The following is a 19,938-nucleotide window of genomic DNA, read 5'->3' on the forward strand; positions in this document are numbered from 1 at the left end:
CGCTTTCCCGTTTCTTATTCCTTTGTTTTCATCCGGGGGTCCAGCATATCGCGCAGCCAGTCTCCCAAAAATATGACGCCCAGCACCGTTATCGTAATCGCAAGACCCGGAAACGTCGCCACCCACCAGCTGGTGGCCAAATATTGCCTTCCGTCGCTCAGCATTCCTCCCCAGGAGACATCCGGCGGTTTAATGCCCAACCCCAGAAAGCTGAGGGATGCTTCCAAAATGATCGTTGTCGCCACGCTCATCGTCGAAATGACGATAAAAGAAGATAGCACGTTAGGAAGAATATGGATGAAAATGATGCGAAGATCACTGGCGCCGACCGCTCTTGCTCCCTTTACAAAATCACGCTCTTTTACGCTTAATACTTCCCCGCGGACGACGCGGGCGTAGGAAACCCAGTTGGTGATGCCGATGACAAAAATCAGCGTGCCTAGCCCCGGCCCTACCACCGCGAGCAAGACGAGCATAAATAAAATCGTAGGAATAGCCAAAAACGCATCGGCCACCCTCATAATAACGGCATTCAGCCATTTGCCGTAATATCCCGCCAACAGGCCGAGCACGGCCCCGATGGCGCCCGAAACGAAAACGGCGCAAATGCCTACGATCAACGAGACCCGCGATCCGTAAACGATCCGGCTCCATATATCCCTTCCGAGGTTGTCCGTTCCAAGAATATGCTGCGGGGTTCCTCTATCGAGCCAAACCGGCGGAAGCAATCTTTGCGTCGGATTAATTTTTGCCGGATCCTGCGTAGCAATGAAGGGAGCGAATAGGGCGACTAAACAGACCAGAATAACAAGCACGGCTCCGACGGTTCCCGTTTTGCTTTTGAGCAGAAGCTTGAATGCGCGTTTCAGACGATGCCGGTTCGCTTCGTCTTTATCGCGTTCCGCCAGCAAGCTTTCGGCTTGCGGTTCAATTGGCAAAGCCATATCTCTCCCCTTCCTCCCCTAACTGTACTTGATTCGTGGATCCAGTATCCGATAGATCAGATCCGTCAGAAGATTGCTTAGAATGACCAAAATGGCAATAATGAAAACGGCAGCCTGCACGATCGCCATATCGTGGGTGTTTACGGCAGTCACGAGCAATTGCCCCAGGCCCGGCCAGGAAAACACCGTTTCCGTAATCAGTGTCCCTCCGATCAAGCTCGTAAATTGCAGACTCATTATCGTTACGACCGGAATCAGTCCGTTGCGAAAAGCATGCGTGAAGATGACGACGCGTTCGAGAAGTCCTTTGCTTCTGGCGGTTCTAATATAATCCTGATTTAAAATCTCCAGCATGCTGGAGCGGATCAAACGCGTCATCTGCGCCATCACGGCTGTCCCCAACGTGACGGCGGGCAGCACCAGGTGCTCTGCTCCCCCTCTTCCCGAGACAGGAAAAACGCCAAGCATAACGGAAAACAGCAAAATCAGCATAATACCCGTCCAAAAGTTAGGCATCGCTTTGCCGAGAACCGAAATTCCGGAGATGAACAAATCCAAAAAGGAATTGCGCTTGACAGCCGAAATAATGCCCAGCGGAACCGCGAGTACGGTGGCCACCACCATCGCGGCAAAGGCCAGTTCGAAGCTGGCCGGCAGCCTTTCGAGCACCAGCGGCAGAGCAGACTGTCCATAATGAAACGATCTGCCGAAATCACCGTGCAATACGTTGCCCAGAAACACTAAAAACTGAATATATAACGGCTTGTCGAGCCCGAGTGCTTGAGACAAGGCGGCCCGGTCCGCCTCCGTCGCCGTTTCCGGCAGCATAAGCGCCACTGGATCCCCAGTTACATGTACAAGAATGAAGACGATGGTGGAGATCAGAAACAAAACGGGTATCATTTGCAACAACGATTTTACAATGTACTTACCCAATGATCCCCTCTCCTTAAAACAAGGTAGGAAAAAGGGGAAACATCCATGTTTCCCGTCTTTTTCACGAAACAAGCAATCAATTTTGCGGAGTAATCTCCTCGGCGAAGTACATCTCGTCCAGTCTTGGCTTATAATTTACTTTTGCACCGACGCCGTAAACACCCTTCAATTGGTATAAATAAATGGTCGGACGATCGACCGCCAAAATTTGCTGCACCTTCTGGTACTGCTTCTCTCTCTCTTCCGGATTCATGTTTTTATCCGCCGCCTGAAGCAGTTGTTCGACCTCGGGATTGTTGTAATCCGTCTCGCCCTTTGCATTTTCAAATTTAAACCGATTGTAGTTGTTCGAAGCATCAAATAAGGAGTTGCCTACGCCCAGCAAAAACAATTCATTGAACTTCTTCGAATTCAGCTTTTCGCTGAATTTAGTGGCCTCCAGAATTTCAAGATTTACCTGGAACCCTACTTCCGTAAGCATGGCAGCAGCCACTTCGGCGATTTCTTTGTATTGAACCTGCGAGGAGAAAGTAACTTTCGGCCCGCCGCTCGCATAACCCGCTTCTTTTAACAGCGCTTTTGCTTTTTCCTTATCAAACAAATATTGATTGTATAAGCTGGGATCGGCACCGAAGTTGCCAGGCGTGACAGAGGTGCGTGTCGGTGTACCGGCCCCTCCGGCAATACTATCGACAATTTCCTTGTCGTTGATCGCCAAATCAATCGCTTCGCGTACCTTCGGATCGGCAGTGACGGAGCCGGGAGTCATCCGCATAATAAGGTGAAGCACCCTTTGAATGGTAGCCTGCTCCACTTTCATATCGTTAACGCCTTGGATGCGTTTGACATCCGTCGTAGGCACGCCCGCCGCTATATCTACACCGCCTGTAATGAGCTCCGAAACCCTGGTTGAAGCTTCCGGAATGACGCGGAATGTGACCTTGTCCCATTTCGGCGAACCGCCGAAATATTCGGCATTTTTCACCAGTTCGACACGGTTGTCCTTTTGCCATTGACTGAATTTGTAAGGGCCCGTTCCGACAGGCTCTTTCAAGAATGCATCCATCCCCTTCTCTTGAATGTATTTGGAAGGAAGAATGTCCGCACCCATTCTGGACAATTTATTGAGCATCAGCGGATCCGGTCCGTTGGTGACAATTTCCACCGTATAGTCGTCGATGATGTTGACCTCTTTGAAGTTTTTGTAATAGGTGTTTTGCTTCAGCTTCGCATCTTTGGCCAAACGTTCGAACGTAAACTTGACGTCCGCTGCGGTAAAAGGATCGCCGTTATGGAATTTGACTCCTTGACGAAGCTTGAAACGCCACGTGGTGTCGTTTACTTTTTCCCACGATGTTGCCAAACCGGGCACCTTTTTCTGGGAGCTGTCATTTCTCAAAAGATAATCAAACATGTTAACCAGTACCGCTTCGCTTTGCGTATTGTTGTTATTTTGAGGGTCAAAGCTCTCGATATCCGTCGCGTTGGCTATCGTTAAGACCTTCTCGCCGCCGGACGCCGCCGGTTTGTTCGGCTGAGCCGCCGAATTCGGCTGATCGCTTTTGCCGCCGCTGCAGCCTGCGAGCGCGATGAAGGTAGCCAATACAAGAAGAGATCCTTTGGTTTTCCAATGTTTCATTCACATGTGCCCCCTTATTTTATATAGATGAATGTATAGATGATGAATCCGACAAATAATTTAAAGCCACGGCCGAAAGCATAGCTACTCCATAGGGCAGCGCTTCTTCATCGAGGTCGAACATCGGATGATGAAGCGGATATCCGGTATATTCCTGCCCGTTGTGCACTCCAAGCCGGAAAAAGACGCTCGGTACGGAAAGCGAATAAAACGCGAAGTCTTCCCCGCCCATCGATGGTTTGGCGTACTTCCAACGTTTATCGCCGAACAACCGTTCACTTGTTTTCGTTAAAAAATCCACCATATCCTCGTTATTAACAACGGGAGGGTAGCCCATATTGTACTTGAATTCATACGATGCTCCGAAGGAATCCGTCACTCCCCGGATAATTCGTTCCAGCAGCCCGGGCATCCGTTCCCGCAATTCCGGCGTTAACGCCCTCACGGTTCCCACCATTTCCACTTCGGGAGCGATTGCAGTCCCCATATATCCGCCTTGGATTTTGCCGATCGTTACAACAACAGGTTCCAGAGGATCGACCAACCGGCTGGCTATATGCTGAATGGCATCAATGACTTTCGCCGCTACGGTAATCGCATCAACCGCTTCATGAGGTCTTGCGGCATGTCCGCCTTTACCGATTATTTTGATCGAGATGCTATCCGCAGAAGCGAAAGCAACCCCTTTGGTCACGGATATCGTTCCGGTGTTTAAAGACGGAAACACGTGCAGTCCGGCCATGGCGTCAACCTTTGGATTTTCCAGCACGCCGTCGTCCATCATGGCCTTCGCTCCGGCCAGCCCTTCCTCTGCCGGTTGGAAAACGAATTTGATGTTTCCGCGCTTCGGTCGGCCCAAACCGGTTAACAGCTGGGCCGCCCCCATCAACATGCTCGTATGGGCATCATGACCGCAGAGGTGCGCCTTGCCCGGAACAAGCGAACAATATTCGACGGATTTCCGATCCTGAATCGGCAAAGCATCCATATCGGCCCTGAGGCCGAACGTAGGTCCGGGCTCCTCTCCCCTCAGCAATCCGACTACGCCGGTTTTCCCGACATTGCAAGTCACTTCAAGCCCCAGAGCTCTTAAATGATCCGCGACAATACTTGACGTGCGGAATTCTTCGTACCCTGTTTCCGGATGTCGGTGGAAATCCCGACGCCATGCAATCAATTGATCCTTCAGAGCTCGAGCCGTCTCGAGCAGCTTTGCATCTGGTTCCAACTTGCAGCGCCTCCCCTGGATGTATGGCATTCTATGTAGGTCATTACCTGTTCCATCTTAGTCTGCAGTATCCGTCATGACCTTCGCGAAAACCGCACTGGACGTAGAATTGATATGTTCCCGCATCAATTCTTTCGCTTTTGCGCCGTCTTTGGCGGCCAGCGCTTCCAATAGCGCCATATGCTTCTCGTAGTTGACCGTTTTATAGCTGGGTTGATACGGCATTAAATCCAGCGCAGGGTTAATTTTCGTACGGATCTGCCTTACGGCTTTTTCAAAATACGGGTTGCCGGAAGCTCGGGCAATGGCGAGATGCAGCCGTACGTCCAGCGCCCGAAACAATTCCCGGCTGCAGTCGTCCTCCATGCTTTTTTCAACAAATCCTCTGAGCTGCTCCAACTCTTCTTTTGTAATTCTTTGCGCCGCCAAGCTGGCCGCTTCCGGTTCGATGACGGAACGAAACTCAAACACGCTCTGCATATGGTCCCAATCATGGCGAATTTCGTCACGGTGCCGTCGATGGGAGTTTTTCGTGAGCGGAAGAACAAAGGTTCCTCCCTTGGCTCCGAGCCGCTTTTCAATCAGTCCCCGCCGCTCCAGTTCGGACAGCGCTTCGCGTACGGCCAAACGGCTCGCGTTGAAAATAGAAGCCAATTCCCGCTCTGTCGGCAGCTGCTCTTCGGATAGGAACTCCTTCAGAATAATCGCTTCTTCCAGCTGCTCCAGAATGAAATCGCTCATTTTCTTCGGCGATACTCTTTGGAAAGGTGATATCGCTTGAACTTGCATAGTATTCCTCCGATCGGCAATGCATTAAGGTCTAAACCTTAAACCATTTATGGAATATACACATACTATAAATCCGCCCATTTTATAAGTCAATAAAAATCTGACATGTTTTTTACATATTGCAAAATGGCAGCGCTGCCATCCAAAAAAGAGTGTCACATTAAATTACCTTATTGTTTTAGTGTGAATTGACTTTTCACCCTCACGTCCTGCATCTTTTTGGGAATTAGGCCATTTGTCTCATGCACTATTTGTGCGAACTGTATTACTCTATATACATAGAATTACATAGTAACCTATCAAGAAGGAGGATGCCCTGTGAAAAATGAGATGATCAAAGGCTACATCGACGCCATCATCCTCTCGGTTCTTCAGGACAAGGATGCCTACGGCTATGAGATTACCAAAGTCGTAAACCAGTCTTCGGACGGTGCCTTCGAACTCAAGGAAGGAACGCTCTACCCTGCGTTGAAACGGCTGGAGGCGAGCGGAATGATTGAAGGCTATTGGGACGAACGTCCGTCCGGCCCGAGACGAAGATACTACCGGATTACGCCGGCAGGCAAGGGGAAGCTGAAGGAAAGCAAGGAAACCTGGCTGAAGAATGCGAAAGTCATCCATACCTTTTTGGGAGGTTTGAGCTATGGGGGCGGTCGAGACCTACCTGAACCGAATTCTTAAATATTCCTGTCTGACCCGCAGGGAGCAGACCGACTGGAAGGAAGAAATGCGCTCGCATATCGAATGCTCTATCGAGGAGCTTGTCTCTAAAGGCAAGGAATATACCGAAGCGGAACGCCTCACGCTCCGGAGCTTCGGCGATCCCCGCATGCTGCGAAATCATTTGACCCGGGAAACGTATGGCCTGAGTGCAGGACACATTTTTTTCTTAGCGCTCAGTCTGTTCCTGATTTTTTGCTGCAGCTATATTCCCTCCATCCTGGTGGGCCACGGCTCGCCGCTTTCCCCTTCTCTGCCCATGACCGGGTTTATCGGAACACTGCTTCTGCTGAAGACCAGGAAACGCATGGACCGCATCGGCTTGGGGGCAGCCGTGATCCCGTTTGGCCTCATCTATTTGCTCTACAAACTGCATATCCCCTGGGCGGAAGAAATGCATTTGACGATCACCTGGGTGAACTCTTCATCATTTGACAGAGCTGCCTTTCATGTTTTCATGACATTGCTCTTCCTGCTGGGACTCGGAATCTTCCTGCTGACCCGGAACGTCTGGATTTCGTCTATGCCTCTGATCCTCATGACGGTATATGCCGTACTTCCACTGATCAAACGGTTCACGCATTTTCTCTATTTTCAAGTAGTCGGCGCGGAGGATTGGGAGAGATACAATCTTTATATTGTTTTCGCTTATCTCGAATCCATTGCCATCCGTCTGTTTGTACTTGCCTGCTTTGTCGTCATCGCCCGCTTCCTGCTGCAGATGAACTTCACTAGCAGGATCAGAGCACATGGATAGAACATGCCCCAAGATCAAGCGGCTCAGGGAGCTCGAACCCCTATGCTATGGGATTGTGCTGCATCTGCTGAAGAACGAGGAGGAAGCCGTGAAGGTGTCGCAGCAAACACTTCTGGACCTGTGGCTCGGGAAAACGGGATCGCTCGGTGGCTCCCCACAGGCAGAGGTCGAGACACTGCGCAAACTGGCAATCCGCCATTCCCTGTCTGCATTGCAGCAGCGTACCCGTCAGCACCCGGCCGGCTGCTCCTTTGAACTCATATAACTGCCTGGAGGATTACCATGCAACGTACTCATTTATCAGCCGCACTCATCACCCGGCTCATCGGGCTGTACATTATACTGCAGGGCGTTCAGATCCTGCTCACGCGGGCGCGGGGAGAGAACGTCGGCATATATAAGCTGGGGATTTTCATCCCTGTGACCGACCTTCATATCCTGCTCTATGGGTCAGGGTTTGTCGCTGCAGGGGCGATCTTAACTTTTCTGATTCCCCAAGTTTTACCCAAACTTTCCGGCTCCGTGGTCAAAGGCATCCTCACACTCGTATTCTGCAGCTTCGGACTTCTGCTGGGGACCGCAGGTGTGGGCCTTTTTTTCACCAGCGATTACGCCGTTCAAGTAGAGATGTTTGGCATGATCAAGCTAACTTCCATGCGGGACCTGCTTTTCGGCGGGTCAGCCTTTCTCCTGATCGGCCTGTTGGTGTTCGCTATTCTGCCGACCGTGCTTTACGGAACCCGGGCAGGCCAGGTACGTTCCGGAAGGCTGCTGACCGGCCTCCTCACCTCGGCGCTCTATATCTGCGCCATGAGCGGATTGTTTCTCTATCTGTCCGGCAGCCATGAATTAATGTCTGCGGCAAGAGATTTGCCGAAGCCCCAACCTGGGGTCTCCGGCACCGCAAGCAGCGCTGAGACAAATAAGAACGCACATAAAGAAGGAACACTTTTAGATTCTCAGCTAAAAAAAGATGGTAAATCCGGTATTTATTCCGGGGACATTGATGCCGACATCCCGAGTGAAATACGGGATAAATGGGAAGATGCCAAAAGGAATCCGGCAATCACTACCGTATTTGAATACAATGGCGATTGGTACGTATACCCTAAAAAAGGATATTTGGTGGATACAATCGAAGTGAACGGGCAGGAAGGCACTATTATACTTGTTAAAGCTTTTGCAGCTAAAGCGGATGGCTTTTTTCCTGCCATTGCATACGGATATGACATGAAGTCGCTTAAATACAAAATTAAAGAATAACTCCCGAACGGCGACGCCGACGGCCACTTGCGGCACAGGAAGTCGATGACCTCGGCCGCTTAATCCGCCGCCCGATTCCTCCGATCTTTGCGGACAAGCCGCAGTTACAGCTCATCCCGGCTCAGAAGCTCGCTTTCCTTGATGGTCGGGGTCGGCGCCAGAACCTCGCCGGTGAACGGCTTGACAGGCTCGCCGCGCGCCGCTTTTTTCGGCCAGTCATGGTTGGAAAGCGCGATTTTCCCCAATGCGACCAGGTCGCCGCCTTTGGCCAAAGCGTTCCCGGCATCTTCGGCCGTGGTCAGACCGCCGTTGACAATCACGGGGACGCCTCCGTAAGATTTCGCCAGCTCGGCCAGCGTCGGACCGCTTTCACCGAAGGCGGGAGCGAGGGAGTTATACTCGTACGTGTGGATGTAATCGGCACCGGCTTTGGCGATGCCGCCGAAAATCGTCTTCGCATCCGCTTCCCCGCCCGGCCATTTGTACTCGAAATGGTTTACCTTCGCCTGCGATATCCTTACGCCGATAACGAAATCCGGCCCGGCCGCGGCTCTGGCTGCGCCGATCAATTCCAACAGGAAGCGAAGCCGGTTCTCCAGACTGCCGCCGTATTCGTCCGTTCGCCGGTTCGTGTAATCCGTCAGAAACTGATCGGGCAAAAAGCCGTTCGCGCTGTGAATTTCGACGCCGTCGAAGCCCGCCCGTTTCGCGCGCTCAGCCGCCGAAGCGAAGGAGCCGACGATCTCCTTGATGTCCGGAACGCTGAGTGCTTTGGCCTCCGGATACGCCCCTCCCTTGCCGTACAGCGGACTCCGTTCGCCTGCGGGCGTATAAGCGGAAGGCGCGACGGTACCGTCCGTACGGGCGTTGCCTTGCGACAACGCTCCGGCGTGCGCGAGCTGGGCGATCACCTTGCCCCCATGCTTATGGACCGCGTCCGTTACGATTTTCCACGAAGCGACGTGCGCGTCGTTCGTCAAGCCCGGCTGATTCAGCGCTCCCATGCTGTAGGTGTCGTCCGTATAGATCGACTCCGTAATGATAAGCCCGAAACCGCCTGCAGCGAATCTTGCATAATAGCGGGCCATCTCTTCCGTGGCGCGGCCGTCAGGGGTCGCGGATAAGCGAGTCATCGGCGAGAGTGCCACACGGTTCGGAAGTTCAAGACGACCGAGTGTGAAAGTGGAAAGTACGGGTAAAGTCATCGAAACCAACTCCTTATATTTTTTACTGATCAATCAAAAAGAAGATGCAAAGAGGCTGACGTTTGTTTGCGCTTGTCGCTTACATGGCTTGCACCGTAGGCCTGATCATAATCTCATTCACCGAAGTATCGTCGGGTTGATCGATAGCGTAAGCGATCGCCCTGGCGATCCGATCGGGAGAAATGCTCATGCCGCGAATCATCTCGCCCATTTGTTTCACTTCCGGGCTGGTGACGGTATTCAGCAGCTCCGTTTCGACCATCCCCGGAGAAATGATGGTGGAGCGAATGCCCGATACCGGGGATTCCTCCTGGCGCAGCCCCTCCGCAATCGCCCGGACGGCGAATTTTGTCGCGCGTAAACGGACGAGGTGGGGCTTACGACATGGCCCGCTACCGAAGAAACGTTGATGATGTGACCCGACTTTTGTTCCCGCATGGCCGGCAGCACGGCGGCGATGGCATAAAGCACGCCTTTCACATTTACGTCGATCATCCGGTCCCATTCCATGAAATATTCCCCAATTTTTTCTCCTCCTTTTGAAATGCTTCAACGTTTTTTCACAACGCGTGTTGAATATATATCTCGCGTTGATTATTATTATATTAAGCTTAGAGTGGAATTCAATCGTTAATGCACAGGAGTTTGTCGCATACTCAACAGCGGGCACGAAATTGTTTATTTTCAAGAGGAGGTTTGGAAGCATGGAGACCGCCACCAAAATCGACCGCCGCGTCATCAGGACCAAAGAGGCGATCACTAAAGCGTTTCTGGACCTTTTTGCCAAAAAAGATCTCGAACATATCACCATCAACGATATCGCAGACCGAGCCAACGTGAACCGGGGGACCGTCTATTTGCACTACAGCGACAAATACGACCTGCTCGACAAACTGATCGACGATCATTTGAACAAGCTCACTTCCTTATGCAATCCGACCGGGAACACGCCGATGGCCAGCGAACTTTTACCGGTATTCGTGTACATTCGGGATCACTTCCAGTTCTTCTCCGCCATGCTGTCTACAACCAGAGCCGCCGTATTCCGCAAACGCCTGATGGAATTCGTTGCGGTCCGTGTCGAGGAAAAGCTGGAGCGGCGCAGCCCCCATGCGGAGATCGACGTTGAATTAAACGCAGAGTTCATGGCTTCGGCGTTCGTCGGCATCGTGGAGTGGTGGATCCGGCGCCAAATGCCGCATCCGCCCGAGTATGTGGCGGAACAATTGAGGAAACTGTTCGAGAAAAACGAGGTCTACCCTGCCCACGCTTGATCTTAAAACGCTTCAACCCAAAAAGAAAAACGGGGGCCGCAACAGCGGCTCCCGCATTCCCTCATTCATTCGTCGCCGAGACCACATCATCGTGATCCGTGCCGGTTATCACGTCATACCATTCCTTAATATCCTTTTCAAAATGGTCCATTTTTTCCTTAAAGAAAGCGAGCGCGTCCTTCCCCATCGGCAGGTGCACCGGGGGATTCTCCGCATTAGCCAAAAGTATTATGGCTTTGGCTAATTTGACGGGATCGCCGGGTTGTTTTTTGTTCACCTTCGTGGCGAAATTTCTCATCTCCCCCACCGTTTCGGCATAATCGTCAATCACACGGCTGGACCGGGTCAAAGACGACGCATCCAAAAATTCCGTACGGAAGAAGCCGGGTTCGACGACGGTAGCGTGAATGCCAAGCGGAGCCAATTCTTTGGCCATCGCTTCCGTTAACCCTTCCACAGCGAATTTCGTGGAACCGTATAACCCCCAGCCGACGATACCCGTTAATCCGCCTACGGAGGAAATATTGATCACATGGCCGGAGCGCGCTTTTCTCATATGCGGCAAGGTCGCGCGAGTAACATTCAGCAGCCCGAATACATTGGCTTCAAAATTTCTTTTCACTTCGTCGTCCGTCGCTTCTTCTACCGCGCCAAGCAAACCGAATCCGGCATTATTGACAAGCACATCTATTGTGCCGAATCGTTCGGCGGCCTGCCCTGCTGCATGATAAGCCTGCCGTTCATCGGTGACATCGAGCACCGCCACCTCAAGGTTATCCGGATTCCCCAACTTGCTTGCGAGCAATTCGGGCGCATTGCGAACCGTTGCGACCACTTTGTCGCCTGAAGCGAGCGCCTCTTTGACAATCTCCAGCCCAAACCCTCTCGATGCTCCCGTAACGAACCAAACCTTATGTTTTTTCATATAAAATCCCTTACCTTTCTGTTCAGCTTGATTTGTTGTGCTGATGAGGTAAGTTTACTTCACGGGAGCCCCCTTTACTTTTCTATAAGGCTCTATCTATTTGTTCATTTCGTTCATTTGTGTGGTATGATATGAATCGTAACCGCAGACAAGGGGAATAAAAGAAGATGTCCGTGAGAAACGATGCGACTGTCAAGGTCCCTCATTCCCTGAGCAAACCTCCTTATAATCAAACCGTTTTAAAACTGAACGGATTGTCCGTCATCGAATCCTGCTTGCACACTCAAGGCACGAAAGGAACCATGTTTTTGGAAGATCATCTGCTTCTTTTCGTTCTTGGCGGAGTGTATAAAGTAAGGTTCGGAAATCAAGAGTATGCCGTATCCAAAAACCAAATGATCCTTTTGCAAAAATCGATCGTTGTCGAATATGAAAAATCGGGAGATCCCGAATCCGAATACAGATTGGATTATATGCTGTTTTTCCTGAAAGAGGATGTGCTCCGGGAGTTCATAAAGCTGGCGGACCATAAAGTTTCGTACCCGGCGCTGCTTGTTCCGGTGTGCGTTCATCCCGTAAACGATCGTCTTGTCAGTTACCTGGACTCGCTTAAGCCCTATTTCAAGGAGCCGGATCGCATCAACGACGGGCTGGTGAAGCTGAAGCTGTTGGAGCTGTTATTCGATGTCGCCGACGCGGACGACCGGTTTTTGCTTCATTTTTTACAGCTAAAACGAAAAACGAGGAAAGAGATTGCCGAGGTGATGGAGGAGAACTATATGAATCCTGTATCCATAAGCGATCTTGCTTATTTATCCGGCAGAAGCTTGTCCTCCTTTAAAAGAGAGTTCCAGGCCATGTACAACACATCGCCTCTGCAATGGATGCGCAACCGCCGGTTGGACAAAGCGAAGGAGCTGTTATCTCAATCAGATTTGTCCGTTACGGATATTTGTTTTACGATCGGCTTTGAGAACGTCGCACATTTCTCCAAAGTATTTAAAGCACGTTTCGGTTATCCGCCATCGGCGTTAAAGAAGGCTTAATTGAAAACCTTGGATCGTATGAAACCTTACGATTCGAGGTTTTTTTGCTGCATGTTTACCGATGCCGCATCGCTTTATTATTGATTTTTCCGTAAAACGATTATTTCCGCCGCTTTTTATCGGTATAATAGAGGAGGTGGCGCCGGAATACGGCGAAAAGGACTATGGAGGGGAGCAAGCGAATATGACGAAAAAAATTTTAGCATTTATCGGCTCTTATGCCGAAGCATCCGATCCGGGCGTGTACGTCTGCACATTTGACGGCCAAACGGGGGAGCTGCAGGTGACGGACAGCGTATCCGGACTGCACAATCCGACTTTCCTCGATGTCGATCCGCAAAGAAAAACAGTGTACGCCTTGGGCGAAACGGCCTCCGCTTCGGGGGAACGCGGCTGCGAGGCGGTTGCCTTCGAAGCGGATGTTCTTCAAGGAAAGCTGCGTTTCATCAACCGTGAAGCGGCCATTCAAGCTCCTGCCTGCCACCTGTCTCTAGATCGGCAGAAGGGCACCTTGTTTACCTCAAGTTATCATGGGGGGCTCATCGGAGTTTCTTCGGTTACGGAGGACGGACGGGTCGGCTCTTTGAGCCAATCTATCCGGCATGAGGGGAGCAGCGTGCTGCCGGTTCAAAGCCAGGCGCGGGTCCATTCCGTTTTCATCGACAAACAAAATCGGTACGCCGCTGTCTGCGACTTGGGATTGGATCAAATTGTCATCTACCGGTACGATGCCGAAGCGCATCAGCTTATCCGGCAAAGCGAGACCCGGACGGCGCCGGGCGCCGGGCCGCGGCATTTCGCCTTCCATCCGACGCTTGCTTACGGCTTTGTCATCAACGAGTTGAATTCCACCATTACATCGTATCATTATGACGAAGAAGCGGGAAAGCTGACGGAAATCGAGACGGTCCCTACATTACCCGATTCATTCACCGGAAACAACTCGACCGCCGATATACACGTATCGCCGGACGGCCGGTTTTTGTACGGTTCCAACCGCGGCCATGACAGCATCGTCGTGTTTGCCGTTGACGGGACCAGCGGCAAATTGACCCTCGTGGAACATGTCTCTTCCGGCGGCGGTCATCCGCGAAACTTTGCGCTTTCGCCGGACGGACGTTTCCTGCTGGCCGCCAACCGGGACAGCAATAATGTGGTTGGCTTTGAACGCAACGAGGATACCGGGAAACTGCAGCGTACCGGAACCGTTTTGGAACTGTCCAAGCCGGTGTGCATCAAGTTTATGACGGTTTAGATAAACAGACAAAGGGATAGGATTGGAGAAAAAAATGAATCATCAAGAGACAAAAGGAAACCGCTGGAGACTTGTCCTGCTGCTGGGCGCTTTCTCGGCTCTCGGGCCGCTGACCATCGACATGTATTTGCCTGCTTTTCCCGAGATAACGACCGATTTCGGAGCGGAGGCATCGCTCGTGCAATTAAGCTTGACGGCCTGCCTCATCGGTCTCGGACTGGGGCAAATCATTATGGGCCCCCTCAGCGACGTGCACGGAAGACGCAGGCCGGTTATTTTATCGCTCGCCGTTTATTTGCTTTCCTCGTTCATCTGTGCGATTTCGCCGAATATTTATTGCTTTATCGCTGCCCGTTTTATTCAGGGCTTCGCCGCTTCCGCGGGAATCGTCATAGCCCGGGCGGTCGTTCGCGATTTATACAGCGGACCGGAGCTCACCCGGTTCTTTTCCCTGCTCATGCTGGTGAACAATCTGTTTCCGCTCATCGCGCCGGTGGCGGGAAGCGGCGTCATCTCGTTTACGACTTGGGTGGGCGTATTTGTCGTGCTCGGCTTGGTAGGTATCGTGCTCGTCGTTCTGGCAACCGCCGGTCTGAAAGAGACGCTCCCTCCGGAAAATCGGATGCCGAGCAATTTCAGCCAGCTGTTTAAAGGCATTCAGACGCTGATCCGCGACCGCCAATTTCTCGGCTACGCGCTCGCTCAAGGCATCATGATCGGCGGCGTATTCGCTTATGTATCCGGGACGCCGTTTATTTACCAAAAAATTTACGGCGCATCGCCGCAGCTGTTTGCGATATTGTTCGGTTCCAACGGGATCAGCCTGATTATCGGCTCCCAGCTTGTCGGCCGCTTCAATCATGTCTTTTCGGAGCGCCGCTTCCTTCTGTTCGGGCTGCTGCTCGCGGCTGCGTCCAGCCTGACGGCCCTGGCCGTCATTCTGCTGCACGGGCCGCTGCCGGCACTTGTCGCGCCGCTGTTCTGTTTTGTGGCGTCGATCGGGATGACGTCCACCGCCGCATTTTCGCTGGCCATGGAATCCCAAAGCCATATGGCGGGAAGCGCGTCGGCCCTGCTTGGGCTGCTTCCGTTCCTGCTCGGCGCGGTAACGTCTCCGCTCGTCGGCATTGCCGGCGAATATTCGGCCGTTCCCATGGGCGCGATCATCGTCTCCACCAGTCTGCTCGCCCTGCTCGCCTACTTCGGATTGGCGCAGCAAACCCGGAACGTCAAGCTCGCCGTGCGGGAGGAAATGGGTACGTAAAAACATGCGGAACAAAGACGCAGCCCCGGTTCTCACCTTGAGAATCGGGGCTGCTTTGCCATCCCGTCATTCTTGACATTCGCCATCCAGCACTGTCAATTGTCCGCTCTCCCGTTCCCGAACCGACTCTATGCTTGGAGCCGCTTCACCCGCTTCCGTCATGCGGCGGACAAGCCGTTCCCGCATGACCTTCCTCACTTCCCGGTGAGCGGCGCTGGCGATCAGGTTATTCAGCTCCCACGGATCGGCTTGCAGGTCATAAAGGAATTCCTCGACGTAAACATCGCTGCAGCTATCCTTTATCGCATCCCGCTGCGGCGCGCTCACGCTGTATTTCCAGCGTTTCGTGCGAACGGCGCGGCCCACCTGCGACTCGCTGATCTGAACGAATACTTCGCTCGGCCATTCCACCTCCTGCCGCCTTACAAGCGGCATCACGGAACGTCCCTGCATCTCCTCCGGCACGTCAAGCCCCGCTGCATCCAGCAAAGTCGGCGGCAAATCGACCAGGCTGACGAGCTCGCGGATACGCCCTCCGCCTTGAAAGCCGGGCCCCCAAATAGCCCCCGGAATGCGGATGGAGCTGTCATGGCAGGAGCGTTTGTATTCTCCGTTGCGAGTTTTGAAATGGCACCCGTGATCGGAGGTGAACATAACGATGGTAGAGTCCGCCAAATCCAGGCTCATCAGCGCGTCCATCAAGCGTCCGAGCGCTTCGTCCAGCCGTTTGACCATGCCGTAATACCCGGGCAGGTGCCGCTGCGACGTCCCTCCCAGCTCCGCCAAATCGGGCGGCGTCCAGGCCGATATATAAGAGGCCTCATGGCCGGAAGGTGCCGGATAGTCGTCTCTTCGATTTTGATGATGCGGTTCCAAAAACGAAAGGAACAAGAAAAACGGCTCGGCCTGATGATCGTTCACATAACGGATGGCGGCGTCCGTCAGCGCGTCGACCCGGTAGCCGGGAAGCTTGACCCGCTCATTGTCATTGTTATACACCACGGTGTCATAAGCGTCGGACGTGTGCTCGAGCGAATCGGCCGCAAGCCAATATTCATAGCCGCCGCGGAGCGATTCCGGCACGGGATCGGTTCGGGTGGACGCCAAATGCCATTTGCCGATATAACCGGTCTTATACCCGGCAGCGCGAAACTCCCGGGCCAGCGTACGGGTATGCCCCGGCAGCGGAATTCCATTGCGGTAACACCCGGTTGTCGTTGCGTAAAGCCCGGTTTGCAGGCACGCCCTTGCCGGCCCGCATACGGGCTGACACGTAAAGGTGTTGTATAAATGGGTTCCTTCCGCGGCCCACCGGTCGAAATTAGGGGTAAGCCCCAAAGGATTGCCGTGCAGTCCGGTCGTATCCCAGCGCTGCTGATCCGTAAAAAAGACGATGACGTTAGGTTTTCGGTCCTGCTTTCCCCGCAGCTCCATAACATAACCCCTTCCTGTCTCGATTACCGCAATTTTAACCTTTAATCCCCGTCGTGGCGATACCTTCGACAAAATAACGCTGGAACATGAAAAAGATGAGCAGCGGCGGAAGAATCGCCAAAACGGACATCGACATGATCTGATTCCAGGCGACGGTGCCCCCGGTCGAATCGATGGTCATCCGCAGCGCCAAGGATACCGTATATTTCTTCACGCTATTGATGAATATGAGCGAATTGAAGAAATCGTTCCATGTCCAGATGAATTGAAAGATGGCTGCCGAGAACAGCGCCGGTTTGCAGAGCGGCAGCAAAATTCGGAACAAAATCGTGACCGGGTTGCATCCGTCCATGACCGCCGATTCGTCCAGCTCCCGCGGCAGCCCGCGAAAAAATTGAATCAGCATGAAGATAAAAAACGGATAACACGCAAAAATAGCCGGCACGATAAAAGGCCAATACCCGTCAAGCCATCCGAGGTTGCGGAAGATCAAGTATCTGGGAATAATAATGACCGCTTGCGGCAGCATCAGCGTCGAAATCATAAGAGCGAACAGCGCACCCTTGAGCGGAAATTGAAACCGCGCGAAGCCGTAAGCCACGATCGCGCTGGATACCACGGTAAAAAATACCGTCGGCACGACAAGCATGAGCGTATTCAAAAAGAACGTGCCGTAAGTAAACTGCCCCGTTCCGCGCCAGCCTTTGCTGTAGGCGTCCCAAACGAATGTTTTGGGAAACAGCGACAGCGAGCCGAATAAGTCGGTGTTGGTCTTGAAGGACCCGAAGAACAACCAGATCAAGGGATAAATCATGAGCAGACCGAGCGCCAGCAGCAATATATTTTTGACGAGTCTGCCCGTGAGTGCAGGTTCCTTTCCGTATCGCAGCACAGTCAGTTCTTCCCCCCGTCTTCATAATGCACCCAGGATCTGGATGAACGGAATATAAGCAAGGTCAGTATCAGGATAATGGCGAAAAGCACCCAGGACAATGCGGAGGCATAACCCATATGCAGCAGCTTAAAGCCGTCGTCGTATATTTTCATGCCGATCAAATAAGTGGATTTCATCGGCCCTCCGTTCGTCACCACGAAAGCGGCCGTAAATTCCTGCAGTGCGCCGATCGTTTGCATAACCAGATTAAACAAAATAATAGGCGTCAGCAGCGGTACGGTAATGGAACCGAACATCCTTATTCTGCTCGCGCCGTCCACCATCCCGGCTTCATACAGATCGGCCGGAATTTGCTTAAGACCGGCAAGGAACAAGACCATGGAGGAGCCGAATTGCCACACCACCAGGAAGCTGATGGTCCATAAGGCCACATTCGGGCTGCCCAGCCAATCGACCGCCGGGATATGCGCAAACGATAACACTTGGTTTACAATGCCTTCGCGCATAAACAAGAACCGCCACAAAATCGAGATGGCCACGCTTCCGCCCAAAATGGAGGGCAAATAGTACATCGTCCTATATACGTTAATGAATCTCCCTTTGGAATTCAGAATGATCGCCACAAGTAAAGCGAATGCCAGCTTGAGCGGCACCGCTATCACGGTGTACAGGAAGGTAACGCGCAAAGACGGCAAGAAGTCCTTATCTTCCTTGAACATCGTCACGTAATTTTGCAAACCGATAAAATGAGTCGCCTTCACGATCGAATAATCGGTGAAGGAATAGTAAAGCGACAACAGCAGTGGATAAAACTGGAACCATGCAAATCCAATGATCCACGGAGAAATGAACAACAGTCCCCAAGCGGCATTCGTGAACCTCATTGACTGCTTCAATACGCCAACTCCCTTCTTTACTCCAACATGCCGGTCCATGCAATAGAGAGAATGCCGCCCTGTCAAGGCGGCTCTTCTCCCGGATGACCTATATTCCTTAACTCCAAAATCTTATTTCTTTAATGCCGCCAGCTTGGGAGCGTAAGCCTTCAAAATTTCGTCCGCAGCCTGCTCCGGCGTCTCCTTTTGGTAAATCAGCTTCTGCAGCGAGTCTTTGGCGATCTGCGCCAGATCGGCATTGATGCTGATGACGTTAGGAGCGATCGTCTTCTGTTTCGCGGCGAGATCGAGCCCTTTCGTGATGTTCGAATCGAGCTGCTTCGCGTCCTCCAGCGCCTTTCTGGCCGTGCTCGTTGCCGGAATACCGCGCTGTGCGCCAAGGATGAGCGCCGCATCTTTATCGTTAACCATCCAGTTGATGAATTTCACCGCTTCCTCCGCATTCGGCGAAGTTTTATTTACGGCAAAACCGGTTCCCGCAGCGATCGGATTGCCAGATTGCGGCGCATTCGGAGCCATCGGATAAGCGGCTACGCCCAACTGGCCGCCCGGTACCGACTGCTTATACTTATCGAAGGCCGAGATATAATCGAACAGGATGCCGATCTGACCTTTAATCCACTTCGGATTTTGCTCCATTTTCCCGACAAACGCCGAGCTGTCCCCGAACGGCTCCAGAACTCCGTTTTTGTACAATTCGGAAAGATACGTAAGCCCCTTCGTCAAAGCGGCGTTGTCAAACGCAGGGGTGTAATCGTCATTGATCCAGTTCTTCCCCGTCATCTGGGCCACATAAGGCTGCAAAATCAATTTGTAAATAACGTCGATGTCGGCCGTCAGCAGGTATGCATTCGGATCCTGCGCATGCACCTTCTTCCCGATTTCCATCAGGTTGTCCCAAGTCCATTCCGTGTTTTCCGGAATTCCATACTTCTGGAAGAAAGCTTGATTGTAGAATAACGAAACGCTCGTTGCGCCGGCCGGAGCCATGATCATCTTGTCCTTATAATTGGCGAAGTTTTTGAGTACGGAAGGGTCGTAACCGCTCGTATCCAGCGATTTGGACTGCTTTAAATCGAGCAGAAAATCATACATGTCGTTATCCCATTCGTAAGTGAACTGAAACAAATCGGGAGCGGTGCCGCCTGCGAACTGGGTCAGCAATTTGTTATAGAAGCCGTCAAAGCCGGTGTATTCCGCTTCGATTTTCACATTCGGATGGAGCTTGGTATAAGCGTCGATCGCCTTCAGCGTCGCCTGGTGACGGGTATCGTTCCCCCACCAGCTGAATCTGAGCGTTACGGGTTTGGTGCTGTCTCCGCCCGCGGCGCTTCCGTTCTGCGCTTGCGGAGCGTTGGCTGAATTTCCGCCGCAAGCCGCGAGCGATATTCCCATGACCGAACAAATAACGAGACCGGCAATTCCTTTGAACGTTCTTTTCAACTCGATTCCCCCAAGTCTGTATTAT

19 protein-coding genes and 1 pseudogene are annotated in these 19,938 nt (G+C 52.3%); 8 read left to right on the top strand and 12 right to left on the bottom strand.

The window, feature by feature from the left end; genetic code table 11:
- Positions 1-14: 14 nt before the first annotated feature.
- From MYS68_RS24525 to MYS68_RS24545, 5 genes are all read right to left on the bottom strand, one after another.
- Positions 15-944: an ABC transporter permease gene (locus MYS68_RS24525; RefSeq protein ID WP_248928356.1), complete on the bottom strand. Its 930-nt coding sequence runs from the start codon at positions 942-944 to the stop codon at positions 15-17.
- 18 nt (positions 945-962) lie between these two features.
- Entirely contained in the window at positions 963-1,880 is a 918-nt protein-coding gene (locus tag MYS68_RS24530; RefSeq protein ID WP_248928357.1) for an ABC transporter permease, read from the bottom strand.
- A gap of 76 nt (positions 1,881-1,956) precedes the next feature.
- On the bottom strand, positions 1,957-3,519 hold the full coding sequence (locus tag MYS68_RS24535; protein WP_248928358.1) for an ABC transporter substrate-binding protein: 1,563 nt from the start codon (positions 3,517-3,519) through the stop codon (positions 1,957-1,959).
- Between the two features lie 19 nt (positions 3,520-3,538).
- Positions 3,539-4,777, bottom strand: coding sequence for a M20 metallopeptidase family protein (locus MYS68_RS24540; RefSeq protein WP_420852155.1), 1,239 nt, complete (start codon positions 4,775-4,777; stop codon positions 3,539-3,541).
- Positions 4,778-4,804: 27 nt separating this feature from the next.
- Entirely contained in the window at positions 4,805-5,536 is a 732-nt protein-coding gene (locus MYS68_RS24545) for a FadR/GntR family transcriptional regulator (protein WP_248928360.1), read from the bottom strand.
- A gap of 318 nt (positions 5,537-5,854) precedes the next feature.
- On the opposite strand from MYS68_RS24545, the gene MYS68_RS24550 reads away from it, so the two are divergent.
- The 4 genes from MYS68_RS24550 to MYS68_RS24565 are packed head-to-tail and all read left to right on the top strand — an operon-like array spanning position 5,855 to position 8,276.
- A complete protein-coding gene (locus tag MYS68_RS24550; RefSeq protein WP_248928361.1) occupies positions 5,855-6,217 on the top strand; it encodes a PadR family transcriptional regulator in 363 nt (120 codons plus the stop codon).
- On the top strand, positions 6,180-7,013 hold the full coding sequence (locus tag MYS68_RS24555; protein WP_248928362.1) for a permease prefix domain 1-containing protein: 834 nt from the start codon (positions 6,180-6,182) through the stop codon (positions 7,011-7,013). Before MYS68_RS24550 ends, MYS68_RS24555 begins: the two co-directional genes overlap by 38 nt.
- Positions 7,006-7,278 (top strand): hypothetical protein, encoded by a 273-nt coding sequence (locus MYS68_RS24560; RefSeq protein ID WP_248928363.1) that lies wholly within the window; start codon positions 7,006-7,008, stop codon positions 7,276-7,278. Before MYS68_RS24555 ends, MYS68_RS24560 begins: the two co-directional genes overlap by 8 nt.
- A 17-nt stretch (positions 7,279-7,295) precedes the next feature.
- Positions 7,296-8,276, top strand: a complete 981-nt coding sequence (locus MYS68_RS24565) for a hypothetical protein (protein ID WP_248928364.1) — start codon at positions 7,296-7,298, stop codon at positions 8,274-8,276.
- 104 nt (positions 8,277-8,380) lie between these two features.
- On the opposite strand, the gene MYS68_RS24570 is transcribed toward MYS68_RS24565, so the two are convergent.
- Both MYS68_RS24570 and MYS68_RS24575 read right to left on the bottom strand, forming a co-directional pair.
- A complete protein-coding gene (locus tag MYS68_RS24570) occupies positions 8,381-9,481 on the bottom strand; it encodes an NADH:flavin oxidoreductase (protein ID WP_248928365.1) in 1,101 nt (366 codons plus the stop codon).
- A gap of 79 nt (positions 9,482-9,560) precedes the next feature.
- Positions 9,561-9,988 (bottom strand): annotated as a pseudogene (locus MYS68_RS24575) (SDR family oxidoreductase); the annotation flags it as partial.
- A 197-nt stretch (positions 9,989-10,185) separates the two neighbouring features.
- Here MYS68_RS24575 and MYS68_RS24580 point away from each other — a divergent pair.
- Positions 10,186-10,755 (top strand): TetR/AcrR family transcriptional regulator, encoded by a 570-nt coding sequence (locus tag MYS68_RS24580; RefSeq protein WP_248928366.1) that lies wholly within the window; start codon positions 10,186-10,188, stop codon positions 10,753-10,755.
- 61 nt (positions 10,756-10,816) lie between these two features.
- Here the strand turns inward: MYS68_RS24580 and MYS68_RS24585 are convergent, their stop codons facing one another.
- Positions 10,817-11,680: an oxidoreductase gene (locus tag MYS68_RS24585; protein WP_248928367.1), complete on the bottom strand. Its 864-nt coding sequence runs from the start codon at positions 11,678-11,680 to the stop codon at positions 10,817-10,819.
- A gap of 167 nt (positions 11,681-11,847) precedes the next feature.
- On the opposite strand from MYS68_RS24585, the gene MYS68_RS24590 reads away from it, so the two are divergent.
- The 3 genes from MYS68_RS24590 to MYS68_RS24600 all read left to right on the top strand — a co-directional run bounded on the left by MYS68_RS24590 (position 11,848) and on the right by MYS68_RS24600 (position 15,245).
- The gene (locus tag MYS68_RS24590; protein WP_248928368.1) at positions 11,848-12,726 is read left to right on the top strand and encodes a helix-turn-helix domain-containing protein; all 879 of its coding nucleotides are present in this window, start codon (positions 11,848-11,850) and stop codon (positions 12,724-12,726) included.
- A 184-nt stretch (positions 12,727-12,910) separates the two neighbouring features.
- The gene (locus MYS68_RS24595) at positions 12,911-13,981 is read left to right on the top strand and encodes a lactonase family protein (protein WP_248928369.1); all 1,071 of its coding nucleotides are present in this window, start codon (positions 12,911-12,913) and stop codon (positions 13,979-13,981) included.
- Positions 13,982-14,015: 34 nt separating this feature from the next.
- Positions 14,016-15,245 (top strand): multidrug effflux MFS transporter, encoded by a 1,230-nt coding sequence (locus tag MYS68_RS24600; RefSeq protein WP_248928370.1) that lies wholly within the window; start codon positions 14,016-14,018, stop codon positions 15,243-15,245.
- Between the two features lie 66 nt (positions 15,246-15,311).
- Here the strand turns inward: MYS68_RS24600 and MYS68_RS24605 are convergent, their stop codons facing one another.
- The 4 genes from MYS68_RS24605 to MYS68_RS24620 form a co-directional block, all read right to left on the bottom strand.
- Complete coding sequence (locus tag MYS68_RS24605) at positions 15,312-16,679, bottom strand: sulfatase family protein (RefSeq protein ID WP_248928371.1); 1,368 nt, start codon at positions 16,677-16,679, stop codon at positions 15,312-15,314.
- Between the two features lie 34 nt (positions 16,680-16,713).
- Positions 16,714-17,571 (bottom strand): carbohydrate ABC transporter permease, encoded by an 858-nt coding sequence (locus tag MYS68_RS24610; protein ID WP_248928372.1) that lies wholly within the window; start codon positions 17,569-17,571, stop codon positions 16,714-16,716.
- A gap of 2 nt (positions 17,572-17,573) precedes the next feature.
- The gene (locus MYS68_RS24615) at positions 17,574-18,470 is read right to left on the bottom strand and encodes a carbohydrate ABC transporter permease (RefSeq protein ID WP_338043609.1); all 897 of its coding nucleotides are present in this window, start codon (positions 18,468-18,470) and stop codon (positions 17,574-17,576) included.
- Positions 18,471-18,581: 111 nt separating this feature from the next.
- On the bottom strand, positions 18,582-19,913 hold the full coding sequence (locus tag MYS68_RS24620; protein WP_248928373.1) for an ABC transporter substrate-binding protein: 1,332 nt from the start codon (positions 19,911-19,913) through the stop codon (positions 18,582-18,584).
- Positions 19,914-19,938: the final 25 nt, after the last annotated feature.

The organism is Paenibacillus hamazuiensis (genome assembly GCF_023276405.1).
In the GTDB taxonomy this organism is placed as follows: domain Bacteria; phylum Bacillota; class Bacilli; order Paenibacillales; family NBRC-103111; genus Paenibacillus_AF; species Paenibacillus_AF hamazuiensis.

Coding starts and splice junctions, on each gene's coding strand:
- MYS68_RS24570 (WP_248928365.1), bottom strand. CDS start 9,481: ATGACTTTACCCGTACTTTCCACTTTCACACTCGGTCGTCTTGAACTT.
- MYS68_RS24605 (WP_248928371.1), bottom strand. CDS start 16,679: ATGGAGCTGCGGGGAAAGCAGGACCGAAAACCTAACGTCATCGTCTTT.
- MYS68_RS24565 (WP_248928364.1), top strand. CDS start 7,296: ATGCAACGTACTCATTTATCAGCCGCACTCATCACCCGGCTCATCGGG.
- MYS68_RS24540 (WP_420852155.1), bottom strand. CDS start 4,777: ATGCCATACATCCAGGGGAGGCGCTGCAAGTTGGAACCAGATGCAAAG.
- MYS68_RS24535 (WP_248928358.1), bottom strand. CDS start 3,519: ATGAAACATTGGAAAACCAAAGGATCTCTTCTTGTATTGGCTACCTTC.
- MYS68_RS24545 (WP_248928360.1), bottom strand. CDS start 5,536: ATGCAAGTTCAAGCGATATCACCTTTCCAAAGAGTATCGCCGAAGAAA.
- MYS68_RS24585 (WP_248928367.1), bottom strand. CDS start 11,680: ATGAAAAAACATAAGGTTTGGTTCGTTACGGGAGCATCGAGAGGGTTT.
- MYS68_RS24525 (WP_248928356.1), bottom strand. CDS start 944: ATGGCTTTGCCAATTGAACCGCAAGCCGAAAGCTTGCTGGCGGAACGC.
- MYS68_RS24580 (WP_248928366.1), top strand. CDS start 10,186: ATGGAGACCGCCACCAAAATCGACCGCCGCGTCATCAGGACCAAAGAG.
- MYS68_RS24560 (WP_248928363.1), top strand. CDS start 7,006: ATGGATAGAACATGCCCCAAGATCAAGCGGCTCAGGGAGCTCGAACCC.
- MYS68_RS24555 (WP_248928362.1), top strand. CDS start 6,180: ATGGGGGCGGTCGAGACCTACCTGAACCGAATTCTTAAATATTCCTGT.
- MYS68_RS24590 (WP_248928368.1), top strand. CDS start 11,848: ATGTCCGTGAGAAACGATGCGACTGTCAAGGTCCCTCATTCCCTGAGC.
- MYS68_RS24595 (WP_248928369.1), top strand. CDS start 12,911: ATGACGAAAAAAATTTTAGCATTTATCGGCTCTTATGCCGAAGCATCC.
- MYS68_RS24600 (WP_248928370.1), top strand. CDS start 14,016: ATGAATCATCAAGAGACAAAAGGAAACCGCTGGAGACTTGTCCTGCTG.